Origin of the sequence: Mucilaginibacter gossypiicola, from assembly GCF_900110105.1 — a bacterium.
Classification (GTDB): domain Bacteria; phylum Bacteroidota; class Bacteroidia; order Sphingobacteriales; family Sphingobacteriaceae; genus Mucilaginibacter; species Mucilaginibacter gossypiicola.
Window position 1 is genome coordinate 71,920 of the sequence record NZ_FOCL01000020.1, and the last position, 17,467, is coordinate 89,386.

Here is a 17,467-nt window from a genome sequence, read left to right on the forward strand (position 1 = left end):
AAAAATAGTGTTTCAACATAAATTCATTTATGGAAAAGTGCATGCCCCTGCATCTTTTATTTACGCTGCCCCCGGCAACCCGGGCATAAGCGAAATAACAGATGGTGTGTATTTAACCGAAGGAATTATGTTTAAAAAATTATCTATCGCCGCAGCATTATTTTTTATTGCTGCAGCAACAAGGGCCGACGAAGGCCAGAAGGTAGCCTCCAAAGTTCAAAAAGTAACCGTGTTTTTAAACGGGGCACAGGTGAGCCGTACAGCGTTGGTGAATATCAATCCCGGCACCTCAACGCTGGTATTTGAAAACCTGTCGCCGGGTATTGATGTGCAAAGTATTCAGGTAAATGCCGGTGGCGATTTTACTATTCTTTCGGTTAACCACGAGCTTGATTTTGCCGATAACGACATCAGGCAGAAAAATATTCAGGCTATTGAGGCAAAACAAAAACTGGTAAGGAATAAGATTGCGTTGCAAAACAATATGCTCTCCATATACCAGGAAGAAGCAAATACCTTAGCTAAAAATCCAATAAGCAACGGTACCAATGTTGCTTTGGATCCAGTTAAGCTGAAACAGACGCTCGATTTTCAGACAGCCCGTTTAAACGAGATCAAAAAGAACCAGCAGGTGGTTAATGACCAGATTGACCTGCTTAACGACGAACTGCAAGGTTATGACAAGCAAATTGCCGAAATTAACAGGGCAGGTGTTAAAACTACCAGCAATGTTTTGGTGACTGTATCATCAAAAGCCCCGTTACAGGCAAACTTTACTTTAAGCTACCTGGTGCGAAACGCGAGTTGGTTCCCTACCTACGATATTCGTGCTAAAAACGTAAACAGCCCAATAACTATTGTTTACAAAGCTAACGTATCACAAAAAACCGGTGAGGACTGGAAAAGTGCCAAGCTTACCTTATCAACGGGTAACCCAGCGGTAAATGGGGCCAAGCCCGAGCTTACACCTACCTATCTTAACTTTGGTATGTATTACTCCGGGGCTACCGCCTCTTTAACCAAGGTGATGGGCAGGGTAGTAGCCGGTGATGATGGTCAGGCTTTACCGGGCGTTGCCATTCGCGTAAAAGGAACGTCAATAGGGGCGGTAAGCGACGCAGGCGGGAATTACAGCATTCAGCTACCTAATGTTAATGCAGTACTTACTTACAGCTTTGTAGGCTATGAAACCATAGAAAGGCAGGCTAACACACCATTGATCAACGTGGCGCTAAACCCATCTTCAAAACAGCTTAATGAAGTAGTTGTAGTTGGATATGGTTTTTCATCCGATTACAGAAGTGAGAGTACGGGCGCTGTTTCTGTAATAAAATCAAAGGCTTTGGTTAGCACTGTTCCCATTGAAGTAAAAAAAGAAGAGAATCAGACCAATATTGAGTTTAACATCGCCAACCCTTATACGGTGCCAAGCGATGGTAAACAATATGCCGTTGAAATTAGCCAATATAATATTGATGCTACTTATCAGTATTATGTAGCGCCTAAACTGAGTACTGATGTGTTCCTGACAGCGCAGCTTACCAACTGGAATAAATACAGTTTCCTATCTGGCGAGGCCAACTTGTTTTTTGAAGGAACATACATTGGCAAGTCGCTGATTAATACCGATGCTACTACCGATACGCTGAACCTTTCGTTAGGAACAGATAAAAATATTGTAGTTACCCGTACACTGGAAAAAGGTTTGGTTATGCGCCAGTCATCAGGCTCCAACCAAAAGGAAACCCGCAATTGGCTTATCGACGTAAAAAACAGGAAAAGCCAGCCTGTTAATTTGTTAGTTGAAGACCAGGTACCGGTTTCGCAAAATAAAGATATCGAAGTAGAGGCGCAGGAAACATCTGGCGCAAAACCTGATGTAACAACAGGAAAGATTTCATGGAATTTCATGCTAAATTCGCTCGATGAAAAGAAGGTGAAACTGAAATACCAGGTTAAATACCCCAAAAATCAATCAGTAATAGTACAATAAAATATAAATGCACGATCTGCTCCCCCATATATCAGCTCAGTTAACCAATGTTTTTGGCAGTATTCCCTATTTCATGCCCGAAATTTATCTGACAGTGCTGTTTTTGGTAGTGCTGATAACCGACCTGATATTTGGGCGCAGATCTGTAAGGCTTTGCAAAATAGTAGCCTGCACCGGCTTGCTGCTTGTTTTGTTTAAAGATCTGCAGCAGGTAGCCCTGATTCTTGATGGCGACCACGTTATTTTCGGCAGCATGTTACTGCTCAGGCGCTCAACAGTGTTTTTTAAGATCATTATCGACCTGCTCTCATTCATCCTGCTGTTGAATTTTACCTGGGATGATAAGCTGAAGGGGCACCCAAAAGGCATATCCGATCTTTATACCATTTCTATTGCATCTATTTTAGGCCTGCATTTAATGGCTATGGCTATTAACCTGCTATCGGTTTACCTTGCTATCGAGATGGTATCAGTAGCATCCTATTTAATGGTGGCTTATCGCTCAGAAACAGCTTTAAGCACCGAGGCCGGTTTAAAGTATGTGCTGTTCGGTGCGGCATCATCGGCTGTTATGTTGTATGGAATTTCATTATTGTATGGTTTCAGCGGTTCGATCGATCTGTTGGCCATTGTACAACAGTTGCCAAATGTAAACCCGGTAAGTGTATCATTTGCTTTAGTACTGGTGTTGATAGGCATCGGCTTTAAGCTTTCATTTATGCCCATGCATTTCTGGGTGCCGGATGTATACCAGGGTGCGCCAACGCCGGTTACAGCATATCTCTCAACTGTACCTAAAATAGCAGCTTTTGCGCTACTGGTTAATGTGATGCCGCTGTTCCTGTTCTCGGCAGATTGGAAAGGGATTGATTTTGGAATACTATTGTCAGCTATCGGGATCATCACCATGATAGCCGGAAACTTTGCGGCTGTTTTACAAAGCAATGTGAAAAGGATGCTGGCTTATTCAAGTATTGGCCATACGGGTTTTGCTTTAATGGCCGTAGTTACCTTTAATGTGCAGGGGCTATCGTCACTTACCTACTATCTTGCCGTATATGCCTTGGCAAATATTGGGGCTCTGGCGCTTGCATCGTATTTTAGCAATATTGTTGATGCCGAAGATGTAGAAAATTACAAAGGTTTGGGCTTAAAATACCCGGCGGCTTCGGTTTGTTTTGTAATTATCCTCATTTCCCTCACCGGAATTCCGGTTACAGTCGGTTTTACCGGTAAACTATTTGTTTTTTCGGCAGTTTATAGTGCATATGAGCAAACACACAGCATTTGGTTGATGGCTTTGATGATAACCGGGGCGTTAACCACGGTGGTGTCGTTGTTTTATTACCTTAAAATTCCTTTGTATTTATTTCTGAAAAGAACAGAAAACGCTGAAGTTGCCAGCGAAAGGTCGTATAATTTACTTGTTTTAGCTATTGTTATTAGTTTTCTGCTCGTTTTATTAGGGATTTTCCCGAATTCTATCCTGAAATATCTATAGTTGTTGTTTTTTTTAATAAAAGTGAATTAGTTTCTTTTGTTTTTAGAAAAAACACTAACTTTCATGCCGATTTAAAACATATTTTTTCTGAATACATGAAGAGGTATTTCCCTTTTTTTCTGATCTTAATTATACTTTCCCTTACTTTCATTTTTCCGTCGGTTGATTATAAGGATACCGGTCATCCCAATTTTAATACGGGTGATATTGCCTGGATGCTGATGTCGACGGCGCTGGTTTTGATCATGACTCCGGGTCTCGCGTTTTTTTACGGCGGTATGGTCAACAAAAAGAACGTAATCTCAACCATGCTGCAAAGCATTGTTTGTATGGTGATCATTACGGTAATGTGGGGCATTTTTGGTTTCAGCTTAGCTTTTGGCGATAGCTTTTACGGGATTATCGGTAATCCATCAACCTATTTCATGATGAAAGGGATGCTGGGTAACGCAACCTGGAAAGCGGCGCCAACTATCCCGCTGTTGTTATTTGCTATGTACCAGTTAAAATTCGCCATTATTACGCCGGCGCTTATCACAGGTGCTTTTGCCGAGCGGATCCGTTTTAACTCGTACATTATTTTCCTTGTACTGTTTTCTATTTTCATATTCTCGCCGCTGGCACATTGCACCTGGCACCCGGATGGCATATTAGCTAAATTTGGTGTGCTTGACTTTGCAGGTGGCACGGTAGTGCACATGTCGGCCGGATGGGCTGCCTTGGCATCTGCATTATACTTAAAGCGCCGTAATGAGGCTAACCATGCACCCGCCCGTATTACTTATGTAATGATAGGTACTGGTTTGCTGTGGTTTGGCTGGTTCGGTTTCAATGCAGGTTCAGCTTTCGGCGCTAATGCTTTGGCGGTTACTGCTCTGGCAACCAGTACAACTGCTTCGGCGGCTGCAGGTGTTACCTGGATCTTTTTTGATATGTTGCTTGGCCGCAAACCATCGGCAATGGGTACCTGTATTGGTGCAGTTGTGGGTTTAGTGGCTATTACACCGGCTGCGGGCTTTGTATCAGTACCACACTCGCTGGCTATCGGCATCATATCGGCGGTGGTGAGTAACCTGGTGGTTGAATGGCGCACTCGTACTTCAATTGATGATACGCTCGACGTATTCCCCTGCCATGGTGTAGGCGGTATGGTTGGTATGTTATTGACAGGTGTATTTGCCAGTCAACAAGTTAACCATGGTAATACAACAGGTAATGGCTTATTTTTTGGAGAAACCCATCTTTTCATTGTACAACTCGTAGCACTTGTGTGCGTATCTATATTCGCTTTCTTTGGCTCACTGCTATTATTGAAGATCACCGACATGATCTCGCCATTAAGAGTATCTGCCGAGGAAGAGGAGCAGGGCCTTGATATCAGTCAGCACGGCGAAAAATTATAATAATACTTTCAAACCAATCAATTAACCTAAGAAACTTCCGGCCCGAAAGGCCGGATTTTTTGTTTTAAGAGCAAAATACTTTATTGTCTTAGCTCAAGTTTTGTGGGATGGAATAAGCGTTGGATAACTTGGGCTGCGGGGTCACAAGTCGGCCCGGCACCGGCCTGTACTCAAGACTTGCGCCAAAAAAAGGTGTGGTAAGCGTGGACGCTTACTGCTGGAATGGCACAAGCGAAAGACGCTTGTACCTGCGAAAGGTGTAAAAACAAAGCAAATCGGTCATTGCGAGCGCAGCGTGGCAATCGCACGCCGTACAGGGCGGCTATGCCTCCGTGCGGTTGCTTCGTACCTCGCAATGACATGGTTTTAGGTTAAATTAAAAAAATAAACCCCTCTCTGCAAAGCAAAGAGGGGTAACACGCGCGCGACGTTGGGTGAATGCTTTTTAATCAGCAAACTCGGCAACCAAATTGTTTACCGGGTCGTCCACCCGTTTGATATGGATGTTATTAACCGGTTTTACAACCAGTGGGATCTTTTCAACGCGTGTTTCGCTGGTATCCAAACCAAAAGCTTTAGCTTCAGACTGGGCCAATTTTTTGATGGCAAAATAGCTGTTCAGGATAAAGCCTTCGGATACACTGAACAGGTTATTGTATGACAGGAATTTTTCCATGATTACAAACCTGAAATCGGCAGCCATTTTATATTGTTTTAATGATGGATAATTGCTGGTGATATCAATTTCACCACGTTCAACCATATCCTCAACCACCTTGCGGAACAACACGTTTACCCGCGGCTGGATCCTGAAACCTAAACGGAACTCTACGCGGATAACTTTGCCAGGCTCAATTTGATCAACGCTATACTCCATGGTGTAAGGCTCATCTGTACGTTCAATATGCACAAACCAATAGGTATCAGCGCGTTTTGGCCGGCGGCTCATGATCGAATAGATAATCTTTTCTTCAATTTGCTTACTGTTATTGGCCTTAGTTAAATAAATAAGGTGAGTAGCGTATTTATTTACCGTAGTGTCGTTACTCAAGGCGCTAAGCAATGGTAGTTTCTCTTTAATATCGGTGAAATGAAGAAAGCGGTTGTTGATTTTACGAGCCTTAAACCAGGTGTACATGGTAAAGATTAATCCAACCTCAAAGCCTACAAAGAATAAACGTTTTAATATTTTAACTGCGTTAGCTACAAAAAAGGAAAATTCAACGGTTACAAACACGCATAGGATAATGGTAACTAACCATACCGGCCAGTGCTTTACATAGCGCATAAAGTAGTACATTAAAATGGTGGTGCTGAGCATGGCAATGGTAATGCTAAAGCCGTAAGCAGCGGTCATAGCGCTCGAAGTACGGAAGTACAGCGATACCAGGATACAGCCTATGCATAGCATCCAGTTAATGCTCGGGATATAGATTTGTCCGCGGATGTTTGACGGATATTTAATGGTGATCCGCGGCCAGAAGTTCATGCTTACCGCCTCGCTGATGAGCGTAAACGAACCGCTGATTAATGCTTGGCTGGCAATAATGGTAGCCATTGTGGCCAATGCAACTGCGGGTAGTAAGAATGCATGGGGAACAATTTCAAAGAAAGGGTTAACACCGGTAAAATCTTTGCCTGGCGCTTGAGAAAGCACCCATGCGCCCTGCCCAAGATAGTTTAATATCAGGGTTGTTTTTACAAAAATCCAGCTTACCTGGATGTTACGCCTGCCGCAGTGGCCTAAATCAGAGTATAAAGCTTCGGCGCCCGTTGTACATAAAAACACTGCACCAAGCAGCCAGAAACCTTTAGGGTGGTCCATTAGTAAACGGGCTCCATAGTATGGGTTAAGGGCTTTAAAAATAGATGGGAAGTGTGCAACCTGCATAGTGCCTAATACGCCTAACATGATAAACCACATCAACATCACCGGTCCGAATGCCGAGCCAACCACCTTTGTACCAAACTGCTGAAAAAAGAACAGCAATAAAATAATGGTAATTACAATAATGAGGATGAGGTTATTACCGGGGACTATCACCGTTGAAAATGCCGGTACTAAATTTAAGCCTTCAATGGCAGATGTTACGGAGATAGGTGGAGTGATGATACCATCGGCAAGTAAGGTACCTGCGCCTATAATGGCAGGGATAGCCAGCCATTTACCATAGCGCCTAACCAGTGCATATAGCGAAAAAATACCGCCTTCGCCTTTGTTATCGGCCTGCAATGTAATAACAATGTACTTGAAAGTGGTTTGGAGGGTTAATGTCCAAAAGATACAGGAAATAGAGCCTAATACCAGCGCAGTATTTACTTTACCGCCTTCAACCAGTAAGGTTTGAAAAACGTAAAGGGGAGAAGTACCGATATCGCCAAAAATAATACCGAGGGTAACGATTAAACCTGCAAAAGTGAGTTGCTTAACGTGCGAATTCATGAATTGTATAAATTATAGGGGAAAAAGAGGGGATGATAGCTACTGCGGAAATGGAATTTGTGGTCCATTTTATAAATATTGCCGCTGCAGCGATAAACAATGTCATTTTAAATTGTATTTGTACTATGAATTCGCATGGCCAATAAGCATGCCAGTAGAAATTATTTCTATTTAGATACTTGTTTTATAGGTGTTTATCAAAATGAGAAGCATTTTCTCATTTTGAGGGAAAGCTATCAAAATGATAGGTTTTATCATTTTGAGAACAATCCGGGAGTGGTGTTTTTAAAGTGATATTGCAGATATTTGAGTATGGACCTATTCAATAATGATCAGTTTAACTTGTTTAGCGAATCGAAAAACTTGTTGCCTTTTGATGGCGAGGTGTTATTATACCCACACTTTTTTAAACAAGATGTATTTGAACAATTGGTGAATGAAGTTCCATGGAAACAGGATAAGATGAAGATTTATGGCAGGGAGATCAACTTTCCCCGGCTTACAGCCTGGTACGGTGAAAGCGATGAAGTGTATGTGTACTCAGGCGTAGTGAATGTTCCGGTTAAGTTTAGTCCGCTGCTTAGCAACATTAAGCAGGCGGCAGAGCGGCAATGCGGTCACCGGTTCAATACTGCTTTGCTCAACTACTATCGTGATGGTAACGATAGCATGGGCTGGCACAGCGACGATGAAACCGAGCTTGGTGGTAACCCGGTTATTGCCTCAGTATCATTCGGTGTTTCGCGGATTTTTCAGTTTAAACATAAGCGCGAAAAAAACGCGAAAGTTTCTGTCAACCTCAATAATGGCGATCTGCTGATCATGGAGGGGCAAACGCAGCATCACTGGCTTCACCAGGTGCCCAAAACAAGTAAGATGCAGGGGGCGAGGATCAATATTACGTTTAGGTATATAGGGTAGATTGTTTTGTATTTACTGTGGGTGATTTGTGATCGGAGAGATGCGATTGTGCGTTTATACTCGTGCCGTTGTGGGCGTTGTTACAGCAAGTTTTTGGAAGATGAAATCATCTCAACTTTTAAATAAAAAATGTCATTGCGAGCGTAGCGCGGCAATCTCGTAGCCAATGCATATCCGCCTTGTATAGCAACGGGATTGCCACGTCGCGCCAAGTGCTTTTGCCCGTGCTGCTCCTCGCAATGACATAGCTTTTTTAACCAGCTTTTTCAACCTATCTCCATCTTTCCAACACGTATGGAGACAACACCAGCAACGGCGAAAAGTTACGCTATCGCTAAATTTCAATCGGTAGATATTCATTGCCGTCGGTTTTAACCGACGGTCAAAGGCAGGCCACGTAGGGCTTTGGCCAAAATCCACACAAGTGGTTTTGCAACATCCCCAACAAACTGCTATCTTACATTAACATTTGCTGACCTTATGAAAAGACCTTTATTATTATTATTTGCCGCTGTTGCGGCCTTGATGACCAATGCCCGGGCCCAAACCGACTTACCTGTTGATAGCGGAACTTTCTTTCTTCACAAGTTTGAACAACATATTGGTAAGGAGACTTACTATGTGCACAAGTATAAAGATGCCGTTCATTATAATATCGATTTTAAATTTGTTGATCGTGGTTCAGCTGTGCCGCTTACTGCCGAACTAAAGGTTAACCCTGTGGCCGATCCGCTGGAATTGACCATAAAAGGCAATACCTCAAGATTTTCGACCATTGACGATAAAATGACCATTCGCGGAGGGGAAGCGTCAATCAGGGTCAATGATTCGTCGTATACACAAAAAGTACTGCCACTCAGCTTCCCGGTAGCCGGCTATTCTCCGGGTGCGGTGCAACAGGTGCTCATCCAATATTGGAATAAGCACAAACAGCCCGAAAGTATCCATACGCTGCCGTTCGGGGCCGTACAGATCAAAAGATCAGGCACTGATCAGCTTACTTTCAATGGTACGCCGCTTACTTTAAACCGGCTTACCATTAGCGGCCTGGTTTGGGGCAATGAACTGGTTTGGACAGATAATAATGGTAAGCTCATTTGCCTCATCACCAATGATGCCGAAGGCGATAAACTGGAAATGATGCGCGTGCCTTATGAGGCCTTATTACCGCAGCTCATCAGTAAGGCCGCAACTTATGGCATGGAGCTATTTGCCAAAGCAACTGCGCCAACGGGTAAAGTTGATAAGATAATAGCTATTACCGGCGGAAACCTGGTTGATGTAAATACAGGTATAATTACACCAGATGCTGTTGTGTTGATAGAAAATGGCATTATCAAACAAACAGGCAAAGTTGGCGAGGTTAAAATACCGGCGGGAGCTAAGATTATTGATGCTAAGGGAAAATCAATTTTACCTGGCCTGTGGGATATGCACGCACACTTTGAACAAGCAGAATGGGGGCCGGCCTATCTTGCGGCAGGCGTAACCACCGTGCGCGATTGCGGCAATGAATTCGGTTACATCAATGCTATAAAAGCGGCAATTGATGGGGGCAAAGGCGTTGGCCCTAATATTATTAAAGCCGGTATCATTGACGGTAAAGGGCCGTATGCATTGGGCATCATCCAGGCCGATACAAAGGAAGAGGCAATTAAGGCGGTTGACCGTTATAAAGAAAACGGCTTTCAGCAAATCAAGATCTACAGCTCGGTAAAGCCTGCCATAGTTAAAGCTATTTGCGACGAGGCGCACCGCTTGGGTTTAACCGTAACAGGCCATATCCCCAACGGGATGACCCTGCAACAGGGAGTGGATTCGGGGATGAATATGGTTAACCATGTTCAGTACGTGTATTCCATCATGAAACGGGATAAGGACAGGGCGATTATTTTTGATGATTCTGTAAGTATAGCAGCCGTTAAGTTTATAAAAGATCATAACGTGGTTATTGACCCTACTGTTGGTGTTTTTGAACTTGCCCTGCGCAACGTTAAAGATGATATAACCAAACTTGAACCTAATTATTACAACCTGCCGCTGCCGCTTCAGTCCTTGTTCAAAAATATGGGTGAAGAGCCGGCACAGGCAGCCAAGCTTAAGCCCTTGTATGAAAGTATGAAGAAAACGGTGAAGGTATTGTATGATGCAGGGATCCCCATAGTTGCGGGGACTGATATGGGGTTTCCCGGTTATAGTCTTGACAGGGAGTTGGAGCTTTATGTAGAAGCTGGTCTCACTCCGGCACAGGCTATCAAAACAGCAACGATAACACCTGCTACTGTAATGAGCCTTAATAAAACAACAGGTTCAATTGAAGTGGGTAAACAAGCCGATATTGTTATTATCGATGGTGATCCGCTGAAGAATATCAGCGATATCAGGAAAGTATCAGGAGTAATAAAGCAAGGCAGGATCTATGATCCGGTTGAGCTGCACCGGATGGTTGGGTTTAAAAATTAAGCTATTAGTTGTTGAATTGATTGGATGAATAGTTGGTTTTCAGTAATTACCGCGCATTTAATTGGCTATTCACCCAATCGGCAGAACAAAAAACAAACTACTAATTAATGACAATTGGATGTAGCCATAGTTAATTTAAAAATGATACCTTTGCAGCCTCATTCCGAATCATGAGCGATCAGATTAAACATGAATGCGGTGTGGCATTTATCCGCTTACTAAAGCCACTATCTTATTATCAGAAAAAGTACGGAACTGCACTGTACGGCCTGAACAAACTTTACCTTTTAATGGAAAAACAGCACAACCGCGGCCAGGATGGCGCAGGTGTTGCTACCATTAAACTGGATATTGAACCGGGCAAAAGGTATATCAGCCGTCACCGCTCAATGGCTTCAAATGCTGTTGCTGATATTTTTGAATACATCCAAAAGAAATTTGCGGAAATTCAGAAAGAAACTCCCGAAAAGCTGGCCGATGCCGAATGGCTTAAAGAACACGTTAGTTTTACCGGCGAGGTTTTGTTAGGGCACCTGCGTTATGGTACCCATGGCAAAAACAGCATTGAAAGCTGCCACCCTTTTTTAAGGCAAAATAACTGGATGACCCGTAACCTGGTTATTGCAGGTAATTTTAACATGACCAATGTTGATGAGTTACTGCAACAACTATATGCTTTGGGCCAGCATCCGAAAGAAAAAGCCGATACGGTTACCGTGCTCGAAAAAATAGGGCACTTTATTGATACCGAAAACCAGGGCTTGTTTGATCAGTACAAACGCGAAGGATTGGACGATAACAGGGAGATCAGTAAGCTTATAGCTAATGATATGGATGTTGCCAAAATCCTGCGTAAATCTGCCAAAAACTGGGATGGTGGTTATACCATTGCCGGCATCCTTGGGCATGGCGACGCCTTTGTAATGCGCGACCCTGCTGGCATTCGCCCGGCTTATTATTATTATAATGATGAGATCGTTGTTGCTGCTTCTGAGCGCCCGGCTATCCAAACTGCCTTTAACATACCGATGGAACAGATCAGGGAAATTCGCCCGGGTCATGCTTTGATCGTTAAAAAGAACGGTAAGATAACCGAAGATATGTTTAGCGAGCCGCAGGAAAGAAAAGCTTGCTCGTTTGAGCGGATTTACTTTTCACGCGGCAGCGATGCGGCCATTTACCGTGAGCGTAAACAATTAGGTCGCCTGCTTTGTCCGCAAATATTGGATTTTGTTGATCACGATATCAAAAACACTGTTTTCTCGTACATACCTAACACCGCCGAAGTTGCTTTTTACGGCATGGTTGAAGGTATGCACAAGTACGTGAAAAAATATCAGCACGAGGAATTAGTGAAGCTTGGAGCCGATATTACCGAAGAGAAGGTTGCCGAAATACTTCAGGTTGCGCCGCGTGTTGAAAAGATCGCTATTAAAGACGTTAAGCTGCGTACCTTTATTACCCAGGACGCGGATCGTAGCGAAATGGTGGCGCACGTTTATGATACTACTTACGGATTGATCAAAAAAGGCACTGATACCTTAGTGGTATTGGATGACTCAATTGTTCGCGGTACTACATTGAAACAAAGTATCCTGAAAATTTTGGACAGGCTTGGCCCTAAAAAGGTTGTTGTAGTTTCATCGGCTCCGCAGATCCGTTATCCGGATTGCTACGGTATCGATATGTCGCGTATGGGTGAGTTTGTTGCTTTTGAAGCAGCAATCAGCCTGTTGAAGGAAATGGACAGGGAAGATGTGATACTGGATGTTTACCAAAAATGTAAGGACAGCCAGAAATTACCTAAGGAGGACGTTCAAAACTACGTGAAAGAGATTTATGCTATGTTCACCGATCAGCAGATTTCTGACCGCATTGCAAAGATCATCACTCCTAAAAATGTAAACTGCGAAGTACAGGTAATTTATCAAACTTTAGATAACCTGCACATAGCTTGTCCTGATAATCTTGGCGACTGGTATTTCAGCGGCGACTACCCAACTCCAGGTGGTAATAAGGTTGTTAACCGCGCCTTTGTTAACTGGATGGAAGGTAAAAACCAAAGAGCTTACATGTAAAGCCCCTAACCCCCTAAAGGGGGAATGATAATATATAAGGCGATGATTTTTCATCGCCTTTTTTGTTTTTAAATAATTTAATATCTAAGGGCGTCATTGCGAGGTATGAAGCAATCCCCTATTAGCAGATCCGCCCTGTAAAGTCGGGGATTGCTTCATACCTCGCAATGACGATGCGGAGAAGTTTTTTCTTCTAAAAAAAATCAAGTATTAAGCAGGGATTCGATCTTATTTACGACAGCTGAATTATTATGACCCTGCCGGAGCGGCAAATAAAAAATGAGTAACCAGCTTATCAATCAACACCAATGAAGCGATAATAAGCGCAATCCCGGCAACCTCATTTAAACGGTGAATAAATTTAACCGAAATACGTGCCCTGAGTTTATTGGCGTAGAAAGCTTTAAGGGTGTCCATACCAAACTGGATGATCAATATGGTTAAAAACATAACGGCTATATGAAAGGACCTGTGGGGGGTACCTACCAGGAATGTTGTACTGGCTGCGCCGATTACCACTGTCCAGTGGAAGAGGAGGGTAGGGTTGAAAATGCACATCAGGAAACCTTTAAGTACGTAACCAAAGCGGTCGGCACTTGAAGGTACTTTATTTTCGTAGTTGATCTCACTTTTCTTGAACATGTAGTACAGCCCAAGTGCAAATAATATAGCACTGCCAACAACACCGGCTATAACTTTGGTATGGTCAGATACATCGATATATTGTGAGCCGAACAGGATTGCGCCTACAAAAACCACATCGCTGCACACCACGCCAAGGGCAAGCGAAACACCGGCATGAAATCCTTTTTCGATACTGGTTTTAATGAGCGCAAAAAAAACCGGGCCGGTAATAAATGTAAGTACTAATCCAAACCCGATACCCGAAACAATGGCTTTTATCATTAAGTTAAGCTTTGTTCTTTTTTGAACATTGCGAATATGCAATTTTATCTCATAAACAACGAAAGTTAAAATTGTGATTTAAATTATTTAAAAAAGAGACGAGAGTTTTACCAAAATTGAATTATGTTTAGAGATTCAAAAATCAAATCAGTACAACCTACTTTAAAATGGAACAAAACAATGCTAAGAACTACGGTACAGCTCTGTATACGCTGATTACCGTGTTTTTCTTTTGGGGCTTTTTAGCTGCCTCCAACGGTATTTTCATACCTTTCTGTAAAGAGCACTTTCACCTTACCCAGTTCGAATCCCAATTAATTGACTTTACATTTTATGGTGGGTATTTTATTGGCTCACTGATACTTTACTTTGCTTCACAAGCCAGCAAAGTTGATATCATGAATAAGTTAGGTTATAAAAATGGTATTATTTTAGGCCTTGTTATTTCGGCCGTTGGAGCTTTAGGGATGATCCCTGCTGTGGCTTCAGGCGCGTTTGGTTTTATCCTGGCTGTATTCTTTATTATAGCAGTTGGTTTTTCATTACAACAAACAGCAGCAAACCCATTTGTGGTAGCATTGGGGCCACCCGAAACCGGTTCAAACCGTTTAAATTTTGCAGGCAGTATCAATAACATTGGTGCATTATTAGGCCCGGTTGTAGTAGGCGTGGTATTATTTGGCTCGGCAACCGCTAAAACAGCTGCTGCTGATGTTAAAATATCATCAATTAATAACCTGTATTATTTGTTGGCCGGCTTGTTCATTGCAGTTGCTTTGTTCTTCTGGTTCTCAAACCTGCCAAAAGTAACCAGCGACGAAAAGATAGAGTCAAGCTCAAAAGCAAATACACCATTATTGGTAATGTTTGTAGCGTTTTGTTTAATACTCGCTGCCGATCCTATCAGCAAGGCTACCGGCGTGCCAAGTCAGTATTTTGTATATGCTTCATTGGCTATAATCATTTTTACACTGGTAGGTACTATTTTCGCTGCTAAGAAGAACAAAGAAGGTTGGGGTGCTATGCAGTACCCTCAACTGATATTAGGTATGCTGGCCATATTTACTTATGTAGGTACCGAGGTAACTATTCAAAGTAACATGGGCGCTTTACTAAAAACGCCAGAATTTGGTTCTTTCGCCGAGTCTGATATCGCACCTTATATTTCCCTATATTGGGGTAGTTTGATGATTGGCCGTTTTGCCGGTTCTATTGATGCGTTCAACCTTTCAAAATCAGTTAAATACATATTATATGTATTAATTCCTTTCCTCGCTTTCGGTATTGTATTACTGGTGAATGCTGCTACCGGCGTTAATGTGAGTAACCTGTATGCTTATGCAGTTTGTGTAGCTATCCTGGTTGTGGCTTTCTTTATCGGGCAGCAAAAACCAACCCGTACTTTATCGGTACTTGGCTTATTGGGTGTTGCATTTATGCTTGCAGGTTTATTTACTACAGGTAAGGTTGCAACCTTCGCTTTCATTAGTGGTGGTTTATGCTGCTCTATTATGTGGCCATCTATCTTCTCATTGGCAATTACCGGTTTAGGTAAATATACCAGCCAGGGCTCGGCATTCCTGATCATGATGATTTTGGGTGGTTCAATCATTCCGCCGCTGCAAGGTAAAATTGCCGATGGAGCAACCGGTGTTATCCCGGGTGTGAGCGGTATCCACTTCTCGTACATTGTGCCGGTAATTGGCTTTGCGTACCTTGCTTATTTTGCATGGAAAGTAAGCCGCGAACTCCGTAGCCAGGGCATCGACCTTGACCACGTTGAAGTTAAAGGCGGACATTAATATTTAACGGTCATTAATCATTGGGTCATTAAGTCATTTTTTAATGAAGTAATGACCCAATGACGTTTAATGACATAATGAATTAAACTATGAAACCCAGCTTCGATCAGATTTTTATGAACCTGGCCACAGATCTGGCCGAGCGGTCGCACTGTGTTAAGGCACATGTGGGAGCGGTTTTAACGCGTGATACCAGGATCATCTCTATTGGCTATAATGGTCCGCCGGCAGGTACGCACAATTGTGACGTAGAATGGCCTGAAACAGGCTGCGCACGCGATTCGAAAGGGAGTTGTTCATTGGCATTGCATGCCGAAGAAAACGCGATATTATACGCGGTAAAAAACGGGGCAAGGCTTGAAGGAGCCACGCTTTATACAACACTATCGCCGTGCTTACCTTGTGCAAGGCTCATTTATTCGGCAGGGATCACTCAGGTTTACTATGATAAATCGTATGCGGAATATAAGGGATTACAAAGCGACGAAGGGGTTGATTTTTTGAACAGATTTGGGGTGAAAGCGGAGAAGTTTGACCGTTGATGGTTTTGATTGCGTTGATTTCGCTGATATATTTTAAAACCTTGATTTGCTTGATTAAAAGATTTCCTGATACATTTTTGCAGTATCAAGAAATCCTCTAATCCCGAAAATCATGGTTCACGCTACTCCGCAATAAACGGTTCGATATGGCTTATGGCAAACATCAGTTGTTCGTCCTGGCTCAGGTCGGTGTTATCTAATATAATGGCATCTTCGGCGCGGGTAAGCGGGCTTTCTTCGCGGGTGGTATCCTGGTAATCGCGGTGGGCCAGGTTGTCAAAAACTTCTTCTAATGTAATGTTAGGGTTGGTTGGCAACAACTCCTTATAGCGGCGTTCGGCGCGGATCTTCGGATCGGCAGTCATAAACAGCTTTACCTGTGCGTCCGGGAATACCACTGTACCGATATCCCTGCCATCCATAATGATGTTTTTCGAACGGCCTAATCGCTGTTGCTGCCTTACCATAGCCACACGTACCTCTTTAATAGCAGCTACCGAACTAACTTTTTCGGCCACATGCATCTGGCGGATCTCATCAGATACGTCCTCTTCATTTAAAGTGATGAAAGTTTTATGGTTTTGCGTATGGAAGTTAAGATGGATATTATGCAAGGCCTCGGCTATCTGGGCATGGTTTTCAAGATCAATGTTATGCCTTAAAAAATATAAGGTTACGGCGCGGTACATAGCGCCGCTATCTACATAAATAAAATGAAGCTCTTTTGCTAAGGCTTTTGCCAGGGTGCTTTTTCCGCACGAAGAATAACCATCAATGGCTACTACGATGTTGTTGTTCATAGAACTGCTAAATTAACAAATTATCGGCAAATGACCTGCGGGAGCTAAGCCGATTAAACTTATTTTTGAAGATGAATTTTACAAAAGCCGAGCTCCAAAAGGAAACTACCTATAAAACATCAAGAAGCGGAGGAAAGGGCGGCCAAAACGTAAACAAGGTTTCGAGCAAGGTTGAACTGTTATTTTCAATAGCTTCATCGGCATTGTTTACAGATGAAGAGAAGCTGTTGTTAACCGATAAGCTGCAAAACAGGCTTAACAAAGATGGTTACGTACAGGTGATATGCGATGAGGAGCGGAGCCAATATCTCAATAAAGAAAAAGCAATTGAAAGGTTAACATTGCTACTGACAAAGGCCCTCCAAAAGCCCAAAATACGCAAGCCAACCAAAGTAAGCAAAGCCGCTAAAGCCGCGAGACTGGACAGTAAGAAAATGCAATCGGCTAAGAAGGAAAGCAGAAAAATTGATTTTAGGGAGTAGTTTGAGGATTCACTAAAACTACGTCATTGCGAGCGAAGCGTGGCAATCGCATACTATACAGAGCGGCAATGCTTCCGTGCGATTGCTTCGTTCCTCGCAATGACATGGTGGTTGATGTAGCGCGGTTCTCCTA

12 protein-coding genes are annotated in these 17,467 nt (G+C 43.0%); 9 read left to right on the plus strand and 3 right to left on the minus strand.

All coding sequences use genetic code 11. The features are described 5' to 3' along the window. The first annotated feature begins 7 nt into the window (after nt 1-7). The 3 genes from BMX50_RS33015 to BMX50_RS33025 all read left to right on the plus strand — a co-directional run bounded on the left by BMX50_RS33015 (nt 8) and on the right by BMX50_RS33025 (nt 4,897). A complete protein-coding gene (locus BMX50_RS33015) occupies nt 8-1,993 on the plus strand; it encodes a DUF4139 domain-containing protein (protein ID WP_091222023.1) in 1,986 nt (661 codons plus the stop codon). Between the two features lie 7 nt (nt 1,994-2,000). Continuing rightward, complete coding sequence (locus tag BMX50_RS33020) at nt 2,001-3,494, plus strand: NADH-quinone oxidoreductase subunit N (RefSeq protein ID WP_091222026.1); 1,494 nt, start codon at nt 2,001-2,003, stop codon at nt 3,492-3,494. Between the two features lie 95 nt (nt 3,495-3,589). Beyond that, on the plus strand, nt 3,590-4,897 hold the full coding sequence (locus BMX50_RS33025; RefSeq protein ID WP_091222030.1) for an ammonium transporter: 1,308 nt from the start codon (nt 3,590-3,592) through the stop codon (nt 4,895-4,897). Nucleotides 4,898-5,342: 445 nt separating this feature from the next. Here the strand turns inward: BMX50_RS33025 and BMX50_RS33030 are convergent, their stop codons facing one another. Next, nucleotides 5,343-7,340: a KUP/HAK/KT family potassium transporter gene (locus BMX50_RS33030; protein WP_091222034.1), complete on the minus strand. Its 1,998-nt coding sequence runs from the start codon at nt 7,338-7,340 to the stop codon at nt 5,343-5,345. Between the two features lie 312 nt (nt 7,341-7,652). On the opposite strand from BMX50_RS33030, the gene BMX50_RS33035 reads away from it, so the two are divergent. The 3 genes from BMX50_RS33035 to BMX50_RS33045 all read left to right on the plus strand — a co-directional run bounded on the left by BMX50_RS33035 (nt 7,653) and on the right by BMX50_RS33045 (nt 12,802). Next, nucleotides 7,653-8,261: an alpha-ketoglutarate-dependent dioxygenase AlkB family protein gene (locus tag BMX50_RS33035; RefSeq protein ID WP_091222038.1), complete on the plus strand. Its 609-nt coding sequence runs from the start codon at nt 7,653-7,655 to the stop codon at nt 8,259-8,261. Nucleotides 8,262-8,741: 480 nt separating this feature from the next. Continuing rightward, nucleotides 8,742-10,724: an amidohydrolase family protein gene (locus BMX50_RS33040; protein ID WP_091222042.1), complete on the plus strand. Its 1,983-nt coding sequence runs from the start codon at nt 8,742-8,744 to the stop codon at nt 10,722-10,724. Between the two features lie 170 nt (nt 10,725-10,894). Continuing rightward, complete coding sequence (locus BMX50_RS33045) at nt 10,895-12,802, plus strand: amidophosphoribosyltransferase (RefSeq protein WP_091222045.1); 1,908 nt, start codon at nt 10,895-10,897, stop codon at nt 12,800-12,802. A gap of 249 nt (nt 12,803-13,051) precedes the next feature. Here BMX50_RS33045 and BMX50_RS33050 read toward each other — a convergent pair whose 3' ends face one another. Next, complete coding sequence (locus tag BMX50_RS33050) at nt 13,052-13,708, minus strand: LysE family translocator (RefSeq protein ID WP_091222049.1); 657 nt, start codon at nt 13,706-13,708, stop codon at nt 13,052-13,054. Nucleotides 13,709-13,875: 167 nt separating this feature from the next. Between BMX50_RS33050 and BMX50_RS33055 the strand changes: the two genes are divergently transcribed. Then, entirely contained in the window at nt 13,876-15,510 is a 1,635-nt protein-coding gene (locus BMX50_RS33055) for an MFS transporter (RefSeq protein ID WP_091222052.1), read from the plus strand. A gap of 89 nt (nt 15,511-15,599) precedes the next feature. Further along, on the plus strand, nt 15,600-16,052 hold the full coding sequence (locus BMX50_RS33060; protein WP_091222055.1) for a deoxycytidylate deaminase: 453 nt from the start codon (nt 15,600-15,602) through the stop codon (nt 16,050-16,052). 122 nt (nt 16,053-16,174) lie between these two features. Here the strand turns inward: BMX50_RS33060 and cmk are convergent, their stop codons facing one another. Further along, nucleotides 16,175-16,852, minus strand: a complete 678-nt coding sequence (gene cmk, locus BMX50_RS33065; RefSeq protein ID WP_091222059.1) for a (d)CMP kinase — start codon at nt 16,850-16,852, stop codon at nt 16,175-16,177. A gap of 71 nt (nt 16,853-16,923) precedes the next feature. Between cmk and arfB the strand changes: the two genes are divergently transcribed. Then, nucleotides 16,924-17,334, plus strand: coding sequence for an alternative ribosome rescue aminoacyl-tRNA hydrolase ArfB (arfB, locus tag BMX50_RS33070; RefSeq protein WP_091222063.1), 411 nt, complete (start codon nt 16,924-16,926; stop codon nt 17,332-17,334). Nucleotides 17,335-17,467 lie beyond the last annotated feature (133 nt).